Below are 11,897 nucleotides of genomic sequence, written 5' to 3'. Positions count from 1 at the left end.
TGGAGTCCGTAAACGGGTTTTGATGAGATTCACAAAATACGCACGAGGCCGGCTTTTTAGGTGAAATCTGAAGAGTGGTTCTCAGCTTTTAAATGGATATTTTGTATGCTTATTCTGCTGGTTTTGACCATAACCTGTAACGATGGTGATGACTCAAAAAGCCGCATATGAGTGCTATGGGGAGTGCTAAGCCTGCCTGAACCGGCAGGCTTTTCCTGAAGTACGTGGCTCAAATTTCCTTGGCTGCAATTTTAATGGCCCATTCTTTCGGCCCGGTTTGGTGCACCGATTCGCCATTGCAGTCGACGGCCACCGTGACCGGCATTTCATCCAGTTCAAACTCGTAAATGGCTTCCATACCCAGGTCTTCAAAGGCCACAACCCTGGAAGCACGAATGGCCTTAGAAACCAGATAAGCGGCACCGCCAACGGCCATCAGGTAGGTGGCTTTGTGCTTCTTAATCGCATCGATGCCGGCCGGGCCACGCTCAGATTTACCCACCATGGCATACAGGCCAGTGTGCTCCAGAACCTTATCGGTGAACTTATCCATACGCGTGGCTGTTGTTGGGCCTGCCGGGCCAACCACTTCTTCACGAACCGGGTCGACCGGGCCAACGTAGTAAATCACCTTGCCTTTTAAATCGACCGGCAATGGCTCGCCCTTGTCGATCATATCCACCATGCGTTTATGTGCAGCATCGCGGCCGGTGTACATCTTGCCGGAAAGCAACAGGGTATCGCCCGGCTTCCAGCTCGCCATCTCTTCTTTGGTCAGCGTATCCAGATTCACCTTCTTCGAACTGGGGCCGGCTTCCCAGACAATTTCCGGCCAGTCTTCAAGCTTCGGTTGTGGCAGTTCGGCAATGCCGCTGCCGTCTAAATCGAAATGCACATGGCGTGTGGCGGCGCAGTTCGGGATGATCGCCACCGGCTTGTTAGCCGCATGGGTGGGCGCATCCAGTACTTTTACATCCAGTACCGTGGTCAACCCGCCCAAACCCTGAGCACCAATACCCAGTTTGTTGACCTTGTCGAACAGCTCCAGGCGCAGCTCTTCGGCACGGTTTTTTGCACCGCGGGCCTGCAACTCCTGAATGTTGATTGGCTCCATCAGGCTTTCTTTTGCCAGCAGCATGGCCTTTTCGGCGGTGCCGCCAATGCCAATGCCGAGCATGCCCGGCGGACACCAGCCGGCACCCATGGTGGGTACCATTTTCAGCACCCAATCGACGATGGAATCAGAAGGATTGAGCATGGCGAACTTCGATTTTGCCTCACTGCCGCCGCCTTTGGCTGCCACCTGAACCGATACTTTGTTGCCCGGCACCAGCTTGGTATGCACCACGGCAGGGGTGTTGTCTTTGGTATTGGTACGGGCGCCGTCCGGGTCGGCCAGTACCGAGGCGCGCAGAATGTTATCCGGATGGGTGTAGGCGCGGCGCACACCTTCGTTGACCATATCTTCCAGGCTGCGGCTGGTATCTTCAAAGCGCACATCCATACCCACTTCAACAATGGCGGTGACAATGCCGGTGTCCTGACAGATAGGGCGATGGCCTTCGGCACACATGCGGCTGTTGATCAGAATTTGCGCCATGGCATCTTTAGCGGCCGGTGATTCTTCGCGCTGGTAAGCCTGATAAACCGCATCGATGAAATCTTTCGGGTGATAATAGGAAATGTACTGCAGAGCATCCGCTACGCTCTGTACGAAGTCTTCAGTTTTAATCAACGTCATCTATCTCTCCCGGTTGTCCTGTTTGTAATTTTTAGTTGTCGAAAAGTGTACAACAGTTTACGCCCTCGCGTATCTGCGTGCTGCTCAGCCGATAGTCGAACGAGTGGCTTCATTTAATGCTCATTATCGACCTTTTGCTTATCGAGTTGTGCAGGTAAAAATGCCAAGCTGGTTTGCAAAAATCAAACGATCGTTTAAATTGATGTAATGCCTTGTACAAGGAACCCAATATGAATGAGATTCTTACCCGGGTGGATGATGGCGTGCTGGAAATGCTGTTCAACCGCCCGGAAAAAAAGAACGCAATTAACGCTGCCATGTATGAACGTATGGCAGAGATACTGGTCGATGCCCGCAAAAACCCCGATGTTGCCGTTGTATTGATTACCGGTAAGGGCGCCAGCTTTACCGCCGGAAACGATCTGGTCGATTTTATGCAGAACCCGCCGCTGGATGATGAAAGCTCGGTATTCCGATTCCTGCAGACCATGGCGGACTTCCCCAAGCCGGTGGTTGCCGCCGTGAAGGGCCATGCGGTGGGCATTGGCACTACGCTGCTGCTGCACTGCGATATTGTGATTTGCGGTGAAAGCGCCAGCTTTCAGATGCCCTTTGTGAACCTGGGTCTGGTACCGGAGTTCGCATCATCTTACCTGCTGCCGCTGCGGGTGGGGCATAGCAAGGCGGCTGAATGGCTGATGACCGGAAAGGTGTTTGATGCCTTCGAGGCCAAAGCCGCCGGGTTGATCAATGAGGTGCTGAAGGATGAACAATACTTCAGCGCCGCACGGCAGAAAGCGCACACGCTGGCAAAGCAGCCGCGCGAGTCCCTGCAGATTACCAAACGCCTGCTCAAGCAGCCCTACATGGCGAAAACCCTGCAAACTATCGAGGAAGAAGGGGATTTATTCCGCAAGCGGTTGCAGAGTAAGGAGTGCCAGCAGGCCCTTCAGCGCTTTTTTGCCAGAGGATAGTGGGCCATGCGCAACCGGTATTACTTGCTGGCCTGATTGGAGGCCAGTTGGTCTTCGTCTTCCGGTTGATAGGACGGCTGCTGGAAGATGTACCAGTCTGGCCGTTCCCAACTGCCGGTGAAAGCCTCTGCGCTGGAAACAAAAGCCACACCTGCCTTTTCGTTGGAATCGATGAACATGACTAAATCCATTTGTTGTGCGTCGGTACCCTCGGTTTCATCGTACCAGCGCGCCATTTCGGAAGGGGTCAGCATTTTTTTGCCCACCGCCTGATAGAGTGGAAACTCAATACCTTGCTGGTCTTCCGCTGGCTGGTAGGCTTTGTAGATTAATTCGCTGCACAGCAGCGCGCTGTCGCTGTCGAAATCGAAGTGAAAATCATAGGGCCGGCCGGCGTAATAGAAGGCGTTGTAAATGGCTTTGGCCTTTTCCAGCTTGCTCAGCCGTGGCCGGAACACAGCCGCGCCATCGGCGTCGAGTGAGGTTTCAATGGAATTAAAAAGTGCACCGGCATCGAGTACTTCCAGTGCACGGTAGACACCGTTTTCATCGTAGCCGGAGGCGCTGGCATACACTGGGCTGACATCCAGCAGCAACGATTCAAAATCGGAGAAGCCCTTTTCGGCCAGCCAGGCGTTCACTTCCGGGGTATCGAAGTAGGTTTCACGCTCGAAAGGCGTGCCGATATAAAGCGCGGAATGGGTCCAGTAACCGGGAATACCGGCGTTGGTGAGCCGCCATTCCTTGCGGGTGAAGTAAAAGTCGCCCGGCTCCATCTGCTGGCTGAATTCGAGCGCCTGCTCCTGGGTGATCAGGGTTTTGTTGATGCGCCAGAGCTTGACCTTACCCATGCCGCGGGCAACATACTTCTGCATGGGGTAATAGATGTTGTAGAGCGTCTGGTTCATTGTGCTTAAATCGGCCTGCGCCAGCATTGACCGGCGGTTGAGTTGTTTAACCGCCGCAATATCTGCCTCAATAAAGGCGGCGATGTCCTGGCTCTCGGTCAGCCGCAATGAATTGTTGAAGTGATCGTAATTATCCGTCGCCCAGTCCGATACAAAAGACAGGGTGAAACGGTTGAAGAAATTCTTTGGCAAGCCGGTTTCGTTGACATCGCTGTTCAGCCACTTGATAAGCTCCGGGTCGGCCTTGATGCGTTTAATAAACTCCATGCCAAAGCGGTAGTGAGCGTTATAGGCCAGTGCGTGAAGCGCCTTGCGCTGTTTGCGTTCGTTACCGCCGAGTTTCAGGTAGTCTCTGGTTTGTTCGGCAATCATGCTCAGGCTGCTCATGTAATCGAGATACAGCAGCCAAACATCGTTTACCTGTGCTTTCTGCGCACGGTTTAGCAGCTCGCTGCTGGCATTGGGGCGGGCAAAGATTTCGGAATGGTGATCCATGTAAGACAGCAGATTGGACAAGCCATCGCGCTGTATGGCAATGGCCTCTATGGTTTGCTGTTGGTTAGCAAAGCTGCATGTGCACCAGAGCACAGTAAAGAATGCAAATGCAGCGCTTTTAACGGTCATTTAAACGGTACCTAAAAAAGATCGAGCTGGTCGCTAAGAATGCCAGAATCCTCTTCAGTTTCAGTGTGAATATTGTCACTGTTTGGTTTCGGTTCAGCAGGATTAGTGTCGAATTTTGCTCTTACTGTGACAAACCAATAGTCGTAAAAATTCTGCAGATATTGCTGAGTTTCTGCCAGCGCCGTGTTTTCGGGGTCGGCTTTGAGCAGTTCTTCGGCTTTTTTCAGCGCAGCTTCAGGTGTAAGCGCCTGTGCATTATCGGGCTCGGTTAAATAATGTAGCCGGCGTTTTTGCCATTCATTCAGGTCTTCGTCGCTCAGGGCGTCCGGAAAGTGCCGGGCCAGAATGCTTTCGACCAGCTCCGGCAGGCGGCTGTCGTGCAGGTTGTGGGTTTCATTCAGCCAGTGCTCTTTTGCGATTTTTTGCTTCTGCATTTTGTTCAGCAGGGCACGGTCATGATCATCAATAAAGCCGCTGTAGAGTGCATGCTCCGGGTCAGTGGGTTCAGTTAATTCGCGCGATGCGGTGAATATATCGAGCGCCAGTTTGAGGATGTCCGGGTGCTGGTCAACCCACTGCCGGTGTGTGGCAATATCATTCAGGTTAATGCCCAGCCGCTCAGCCACAGGCTCGTCGAGCAGGGACATGGGCGCCACCATTGGGCTGCGGTTGATATGAATGGTTTTGAACGGCGGTCGCTCAATGCCTTCGGGCAATTGATCCGTTGCGGTAAACAGCCATTCGCGCAGCTGATCAGCATTGTGCTCCAGCAGCCATCTCGGGTCTTTGCGAATGTCGATCACGATCACTTCGTTGTTGCGGTCCGGGTGGATCATCAACGGCATTTCAATGCCCATGCAATGCTCCAGCGCAGGTACCTTGCCGGTGAAGTGCAGGTGCGGCGTGTGGTGCATGGTGTCCAGATGCTTGAGTACCTCGCGCTTCTGGCGCAGCGAGAAGGCATAGTCGTATAGCTTGGGCTGTTTGTCTTTGATCAGCTTAGCCATGGCAATAGTGGCCTTTACATCGCTGACGGCATCGTGCGCCTGTTCATGAGCAATGCCGTTGGCAGCGGTCAGGTGCTCCAGCTTGAACGATGGCGAGCCGTCTTCTTTAACCGGCCACTCAATGCCTTCGGGGCGCAGCGCTTTGGTCATGCGCACCATATCCATGATGTCCCAACGGCTGTTGCCGTTTTTCCATTCGCGCGCGTACGGGTCGTAGAGGTTGCGGTAAAACAGGTAGCGGGTGCATTCATCATCAAAGCGAATGGAGTTGTAGCCCACGGTGCAGGTGCCGCTTTCTGACATCTGTTCATGAATCTGCTCAGCGAACTGCCATTCTGTCAGCCCGGCTTCACTCAGCTGTAACGGTGAAAGGCCGGTAATGGTGACGGCTTCCGGGTCGATCAGTGTATCAACGGCAGGCTTGCAGAGAAGATCGACAGGCTCGCCAACGGGGTTTAAATCCATGTCTGTCCGCACAGCGGCAAACTGCGCCAGGCGATCGCGCATGGGGTTTGCACCCCAGGTTTCATAGTCGTACCACAGTAGCGTTGGGTTAACAGACATTTTGCTGAAATACCTCCCTGTTCTTTTGTTCCGCACGGGTAGTTATCGGGGTATGCTAACTCTTTGAAGGTCCACTTTACAGTTTCCACCGGTTGCTGACTCCCGGCAGACCGGTCAGGTATATATGGAGAAGAGATATGTTCAGGAATTTCTTTAAGCGCAAAGCGACTACCCCAGACGTTAAACGCAAGCCGGTTGCTCAACCGATCGTTCAGCAACCCGCCGGCACGCTGGCTCAGGCTGTCGAGGCAATTAACACCGCCCAGCCACGCGAACAGGCACAACGGCTGCGCAAGCTGGCCGAAAAAATCGACAACAAAGAATGGTCCGCCGAAGAAGCCAGCGGGCTGTTGCAGGGTGATGCCCGTTTGATGGTGGCCATTGAATTCGATCTTTCTCTTCCGAGCATTTCAGAAGCGCAGTGGCAGGCACTGGTCACAGAGGGCTTTAGCGCCAAAGTAAAGAAAACCGCAGCCGAAAATATTGAATCTGAAGCTCTGTTGCAAAGCCTTGCCAAGCAGACGCGCGGCAAAGATAAAGCCGTGTACCGCATTCTTCAGGCCAAGTTGGATGCCATTACCGAACTGAAGAAACAGCAACAGGCCGCACTGGATAAGCAGGTCGCTATTCTTGATGGCCTGGAAAAACTCGCCAAAGCCAGTCTGGAACCCATGTACGAAGCTAAATTGAAAGGCTTGGTTGACCAGTGGCACGCGCAGGCCGATGTGGCTGCAGAGAAAACAGCACGTTTTGATCAGCTGGTTGCGGAAGTCCGCGAGAAGATTGATGCGGAAAAACAGAAGGCCGCCGCAGAAGCAGAGGCCGAGCAGGTGAATGCCGAGCAGGCAGTGGCCGAAGAGGCTGTTCAGGAACCGGTTGCTGATGCGGAAGCCGAGCCGGAACCGGACCACAGCGCCGCCAGCGAAGCACGCGCCGCGCTACTGAATGAATTAAACCAGAGCCTGTTGCAGACACTGCAGCAGGAGCCATTGGCCGCAGAGCAGGTCACGGCACTGCAGCAGCAATTGCTTCAGGCACAGCACGCATGGCGCGAGTCTGAAGCTGAACTGAAAGCCAGCGATGCTGATAATCAACGGCTACATCAGGTTTCTACGGCTATTGAGGTAACCCTGCCGAAGTTTCTGAAACTTGTCGAAGCCAGCGAATCAACAGAACAGTTAATTGCCCGGTTAACCACTGATTCAACCGAGGCTTTCAGTTTGGCAGCCGAGCTTGAGGGGATTATCAAAGAGCTGTCATGGCTGGTGAAAACGCAGTCGGTATCGATATTTGAACAGATTCAACAGGCACTGGCAGTCGTGAAGGAAAAACGGGCCGAACTGCAGGCGCAAGAGGCAGAGCATGTTCGCGCTATTCGAGGTCAGCTGCGTCGCTGTACTGCCGCGGTAACGGATGGGCATTTACGTCGCGCGTCCGGTTTGTTTCATGGTGCCGAAGACATGCTCAAAAAATTCGAGCTGGAAGCCCACGCCGGGGTGAAAAAGCAGTATGAAGAAACCCGTGAGGCTCTGGAAAAGCTGCGCGACTGGCAAGCCTATGCCGTGCTGCCTAAAAAGGAAGCCCTGATTAAACGTATGGAAGCGCTGGTAGACCAGCACATAGACCCGGAACTGCGCTCCAACTCCATCAGAGAAATGCAGGATGAGTGGAAGCTGCTCAGCCGTGGCCTGCAGGATAAGCACCAGGAGCTGTGGCAAACCTTCCATGAACTGGCCGATAAAGCCTATGAGCCATGCCGGGAGTACTTCAAAGAGCAGCGTCACCTGCGAGAAGTGAATCTGGAAAAACGCCGGGAAGTGGTCGAGCAGCTGAAAACCTACAGCGGCCTGGTGAACTGGCAGCAGCCGGATGTAAAAGAGCTGGATCAGGTACTGCAGGTTGCCCGCAACGACTGGCGCAAGTATTCCCCGGTCGACCGCATGGCTAATAAGAAGGTGCAGGCAGAGTTCGATGCGCTGCATAAGAAGATGTTTGACGCCATGCGTACCCAGCAGGATGTTCATAAGGCTGCCAAACAAAGCATTATTGAGCAATCGCGGCAGTTGTTGAGCCAGGAAGATGTGCGCGAAGCGACTGAGCAGGCTAAAGCGCTGCAGCAGCAGTGGAAGCAAGCCGGCATGATTGCCCGTAAAGATGAGCAGGCGCTATGGAAAGAGTTCCGCACGGTCTGTGATGAGCTGTTTGGCCGCCGGGATGAAGAAACTTCGCGGGTCAGGGCCGATGAAGATGCCAACCTGGTCAGTGCAGAAAAGATTATCGCGGCAATTGAAGCGCTGGCTGAACAGCCGCCCTACAAAGCCGGCAAAAGCCAGTTTAATGAATTGACAGATCAGTTCCGCCAGATGGGTACCTTACCGCGCACGCGTCAGCAAAAGGTTAATGCGCAGTTCAACAAAGCCTGCGAAACCTTTGAGCAACTCTGTGCCAAGGAAGCCCGCATGGAAAAGGATGCTCAGTGGCTGGCCGTGATCGATTGGGTAAAACAGGCACGCTTTGGCAGCGCCGATGCAGCAGCCTGGGCTGAAATTAAACTACCGGCGCAGGCAAAGGGCCTGAACGAGCGGGTTGATGCCTGGCAGTTGCCGGCAAGTGAGGAAAACCTTGCGCTTCTGCACGACAAGACCATCGAGCTGGAAATTCTGGCAGAAGCTGACAGCCCGGAAGAAGATTCGGCCCAGCGTATGGCCATGCAGGTGAGTCTGCTTTCCAATGGTGTTGGCGCTACCAACGAGCTTGCAGATTTTCATCAGCAGGTGGCAGCCTGGCTGGCCATTGGCGCTGTTGCACAGGCCGAATATGAGCTGCTGGAAGCACGGATGAAACGGGCCCGGCAGATTCGGCTGGCGTAAAAATCCAAATAAATCAAAAAGTTAGTTGACATGGCCCGAAATATTATTAATATACGCATCCGTTGACAGGCACTGAGCAACAACAAGCACAGGGCCTGATCAGAACGAGTTGATGCGGGGTGGAGCAGCCTGGTAGCTCGTCGGGCTCATAACCCGAAGGTCGTCGGTTCAAATCCGGCCCCCGCTACCAAATAGAACCCGAAGTTGCGAAAGCAGCTTCGGGTTTTTTCGTTTAGGGGCCGGATTAAAATCCGGTCGGGATGCCGCACCACCCCGCTACCAAATAAGACCCGAAGTTGCGAAAGTTGCTTCGGTTTTTTTCGTTTAAGGGCCGGATTGAAATCCGATCGGGATGCCGCAGCACCCCACTACCAAATAAGACCCGAAGTTGCGAAAGTTGCTTCGGGTTTTTCTGTTTAAGGGCCGGATTAAAATCCGGTCGGGATGCCGCACCAACCGGCTACCAAATAAAAGAACCAGCTGAATGAGCTGTTTTTTTCGTCTGTAGTTTTTATCTATTCGATTTACTCATGCGCCGCTAAGCATCTTTTACTATGCGAGCCATATGGTAAGCCGACACGTACTTACCATTTCGAAAGGCAAAGGCTTCAGACTCGCCCTCTACGATAAATCCGAATTTTTTGTACAGGCAAATCGCCCGCTCATTATCGGTATAGGCTGTGATCTCTAAGCGCTTTAAATTCAGCCAGTTATCGGCCAGATCAATTGCTGTTTTCAGCAGGGCACTGCCTACGCCTTTGCCCGCCGCATCGTCCCTTACGCCCATGCCGAATGACGCGACATGACGCCGTCTGGGGTTTACGCATACCTCCATGCCTAAATTACCCACTATCTGGTCATCTAGCATAGCTACGTAGGAATATACATTGTCCGGAACATTCGATATGCGTTTTTCCCACAGCTCAACGGAAGGGTGGGGAAGCTGCAAAGTACCGCTGTAGGCGTTGGGGTGTTCGTAAATTTCTTTAATTGCCTGAGCATCGGCAGGTTCGGCCCTTCTTACCTTGATTACCATCTTCAATTGTTCCCTTTAATACGTATCTCTAAATTTGTGCCAGAAAACCTGAGTCTGACGACTGTCATCTGCAGTTATACCGACCCGATGCCGAAATTTACAGCTCTCAGTGAATATCTACTTCATAGAATGAAAGCCAATAGAATTGCCTTCTGTATCCTGCGCTATGGAAATGAATCCACTCTCTCCAATGGCCATTTTAGAAACGACGACTTTGCCACCAGCACTCCCCACTCTCGATTCCTCAACCGAACAGTCATCGCAATCAAAGTACACCAAAGTGCTGTTGCCACCTGCGCTAACGCCCGCCATCTTGCAGATTGCGCCGCTGGAGCCGGGTCGGTCACCCATGGGAAAGGCCCACATTTCAGGTTGCGGAAAATCTTTTGATTGTTCGGGGGTGTCCAGGCGAGTCAGTTTCAGGTTAAAGACAGACTCATAAAAGGCTTTAGCGCGTGGCATATCGTCTACATAGATTTCAAACCAGCATACGGCATTTCTATCCATTTCAGCGTTCTCCGGGGTTGGGTTAAGCAATGTCTGGGGTTATCTCATCAGTGAAATTTACAGGGTGTTTCAGTGCTTATGTGCTTTCAAAGTACGGCATCAACAGGCCTTTAATTACTGTAGCTATTTCTCTTTAATGCTCCACCAATAGGTCATATGAGTCGGCGGTTGGCTCTTCGTACATAGAGTCAAACAGGTTAACGTCCTGAGGCTCTGTTTTGAAAGACTTCCCACCGTACAAGAGCTCTTTCTTTCAGTTTTGCTCCAAAGCCCCGCCAGTCAAAAAAGAACTACCATGCCTCATGGTGACTGTGGTTGTTGAGGTATCACCCAAGCGCGGTATTTGTCTGAATGGTAAATGTTTGCATTTGAGTGTCGATCTTATTAATGCAGTGAAACCTCTCAGTTGTGATTAAAATAATTACAGGTAATAAAATTACCTATTTAATTTGGTTATATACTTTTTGGGAGGATGATCTGTATCAGTTAAGGTTTTCAAAGTTTTTGCCATAAAACGTTAAACTTACGTAATTATCTCTATCGGTTTATCGACCAAAATCAGGAGTGCAGATGATGAAGTTCAGCGGCAAAACGTTCTTACTTTGTTTTTTAACAACCTTCGTACTGGCTTCTGCTTTTGCTCAGGATAAAGACGTAGACATTCCTTTTTATCACGTCTGGGTAAATTCGCCTCATGGGGATTTTACCGGTGAGCCGTTTGCTCACTGGAATGAAGATGGTGAGGTTCCTAAAAGCTGCGCTGCCTGTCACTCGACAACGGGGCGTTTAGACTTTTTAGGTGCCGATGGCTCTGAAGCCTGGGTGGTTGAATCATCTACTCCTATTGAAGAAGGCGTGCAGTGTGTGGCTTGTCACAACCAGGTCGCTATGCATTTAACCGAGGTGACTTTCCCTTCCGGCAAGACAGTTGTACGCGAAGAGGCCGATGCCCGTTGCATGAATTGTCACAGTGGCCGCGAGTCTGGCAATAGTGTCAGAGCGGCCATTGAAGAGGCTGGTGTACCAGACGATCAAGTCAGTTCTGATCTGCACTTCCTGAATGTTCATTATGCGACCGCAGCAGTTAGCCGTTTCGGTGCCGAAGCCGGCGGCGGCTTTGAATACGATGGCAAATCGTACATGGAATTTTTCTACCATGATGATTACGCAACGCAGTGCAACGATTGTCATAGCCCGCACTCTACAGAAGTGAGGGTTCAGCTGTGTACCGATTGCCACCAGGGTGTTACTGAGTTTGAAGATATTGCCGCTATAAGAAGCACGGAAGGTGACTTTGATGGTGATGGTGATGAGCAGGAAGGCATTAAGTACGAGATTGAAGGTCTGCGTGAATCGCTGTTCTCAGCAATAACAACCTACGCGACCGATGTAGCCGGCTCTTCAATTGCCTACGGGAATGGGTATCCATACTTCTTTAACGATAAGAATGGAAATGGCACAGCAGATGGCGATGAAATGGCGCGCTCTAATGGCTACTCCAGCTGGACTCCGCGGTTGTTGAAAGCGGCGTACAACTATCAGGTTGCCACTAAAGATCACGGCGCGTTTGTGCATAACCCGCAGTATGTTATTCAGTTGTTAAACGACAGTATCCAGGACTTGGGTGAGCAGGTTTCGGTACCTTCCACTGCACGGCCGGAGTAAA

8 protein-coding genes and 1 tRNA gene are annotated in these 11,897 nt (G+C 52.1%); 4 read left to right on the top strand and 5 right to left on the bottom strand.

Features of this window, described 5'->3' with window-relative positions; all coding sequences use genetic code 11:
• Positions 1 to 229 precede the first annotated feature (229 nt).
• On the bottom strand, positions 230 to 1,741 hold the full coding sequence (locus BCF53_RS07350; protein ID WP_132701000.1) for a fumarate hydratase: 1,512 nt from the start codon (positions 1,739 to 1,741) through the stop codon (positions 230 to 232).
• Between the two features lie 230 nt (positions 1,742 to 1,971).
• Between BCF53_RS07350 and BCF53_RS07345 the strand changes: the two genes are divergently transcribed.
• Positions 1,972 to 2,715 (top strand): enoyl-CoA hydratase, encoded by a 744-nt coding sequence (locus BCF53_RS07345; RefSeq protein ID WP_132700998.1) that lies wholly within the window; start codon positions 1,972 to 1,974, stop codon positions 2,713 to 2,715.
• A 20-nt stretch (positions 2,716 to 2,735) separates the two neighbouring features.
• On the opposite strand, the gene BCF53_RS07340 is transcribed toward BCF53_RS07345, so the two are convergent.
• Entirely contained in the window at positions 2,736 to 4,247 is a 1,512-nt protein-coding gene (locus BCF53_RS07340; protein ID WP_132700997.1) for a YiiX/YebB-like N1pC/P60 family cysteine hydrolase, read from the bottom strand.
• 11 nt (positions 4,248 to 4,258) lie between these two features.
• The gene (gene sbcB / locus BCF53_RS07335) at positions 4,259 to 5,818 is read right to left on the bottom strand and encodes an exodeoxyribonuclease I (RefSeq protein ID WP_132700995.1); all 1,560 of its coding nucleotides are present in this window, start codon (positions 5,816 to 5,818) and stop codon (positions 4,259 to 4,261) included.
• A 137-nt stretch (positions 5,819 to 5,955) separates the two neighbouring features.
• Between sbcB and BCF53_RS07330 the strand changes: the two genes are divergently transcribed.
• On the top strand, positions 5,956 to 8,688 hold the full coding sequence (locus BCF53_RS07330) for a DUF349 domain-containing protein (protein WP_132700994.1): 2,733 nt from the start codon (positions 5,956 to 5,958) through the stop codon (positions 8,686 to 8,688).
• A 113-nt stretch (positions 8,689 to 8,801) separates the two neighbouring features.
• Positions 8,802 to 8,878 (top strand) — tRNA-Met (locus BCF53_RS07325).
• 348 nt (positions 8,879 to 9,226) lie between these two features.
• On the opposite strand, the gene BCF53_RS07320 is transcribed toward BCF53_RS07325, so the two are convergent.
• Positions 9,227 to 9,724 carry a GNAT family N-acetyltransferase gene (locus tag BCF53_RS07320; RefSeq protein WP_132700992.1) on the bottom strand — a complete coding sequence of 166 codons (498 nt, stop codon included), beginning with the start codon at positions 9,722 to 9,724 and terminating at the stop codon, positions 9,227 to 9,229.
• Positions 9,725 to 9,841: 117 nt separating this feature from the next.
• Positions 9,842 to 10,231 (bottom strand): VOC family protein, encoded by a 390-nt coding sequence (locus tag BCF53_RS07315; protein WP_132700990.1) that lies wholly within the window; start codon positions 10,229 to 10,231, stop codon positions 9,842 to 9,844.
• A gap of 570 nt (positions 10,232 to 10,801) precedes the next feature.
• Between BCF53_RS07315 and BCF53_RS07310 the strand changes: the two genes are divergently transcribed.
• Positions 10,802 to 11,896, top strand: coding sequence for a cytochrome c3 family protein (locus BCF53_RS07310; RefSeq protein ID WP_132700989.1), 1,095 nt, complete (start codon positions 10,802 to 10,804; stop codon positions 11,894 to 11,896).
• Position 11,897 lies beyond the last annotated feature (1 nt).

Origin of the sequence: Reinekea marinisedimentorum, from assembly GCF_004341165.1 — a bacterium.
GTDB lineage: Bacteria > Pseudomonadota > Gammaproteobacteria > Pseudomonadales > Natronospirillaceae > Reinekea > Reinekea marinisedimentorum.
This window is presented reverse-complemented; position numbering and strand designations above follow the sequence as displayed.

What these genes read in the sequence shown, in the direction of transcription:
- BCF53_RS07350 (WP_132701000.1), bottom strand. Translation starts at nt 1,741, where the DNA reads ATGACGTTGATTAAAACTGAAGACTTCGTACAGAGCGTAGCGGATGCT.
- BCF53_RS07345 (WP_132700998.1), top strand. Translation starts at nt 1,972, where the DNA reads ATGAATGAGATTCTTACCCGGGTGGATGATGGCGTGCTGGAAATGCTG.
- BCF53_RS07340 (WP_132700997.1), bottom strand. Translation starts at nt 4,247, where the DNA reads ATGACCGTTAAAAGCGCTGCATTTGCATTCTTTACTGTGCTCTGGTGC.
- sbcB (WP_132700995.1), bottom strand. Translation starts at nt 5,818, where the DNA reads ATGTCTGTTAACCCAACGCTACTGTGGTACGACTATGAAACCTGGGGT.
- BCF53_RS07330 (WP_132700994.1), top strand. Translation starts at nt 5,956, where the DNA reads ATGTTCAGGAATTTCTTTAAGCGCAAAGCGACTACCCCAGACGTTAAA.
- BCF53_RS07320 (WP_132700992.1), bottom strand. Translation starts at nt 9,724, where the DNA reads ATGGTAATCAAGGTAAGAAGGGCCGAACCTGCCGATGCTCAGGCAATT.
- BCF53_RS07315 (WP_132700990.1), bottom strand. Translation starts at nt 10,231, where the DNA reads ATGGATAGAAATGCCGTATGCTGGTTTGAAATCTATGTAGACGATATG.
- BCF53_RS07310 (WP_132700989.1), top strand. Translation starts at nt 10,802, where the DNA reads ATGATGAAGTTCAGCGGCAAAACGTTCTTACTTTGTTTTTTAACAACC.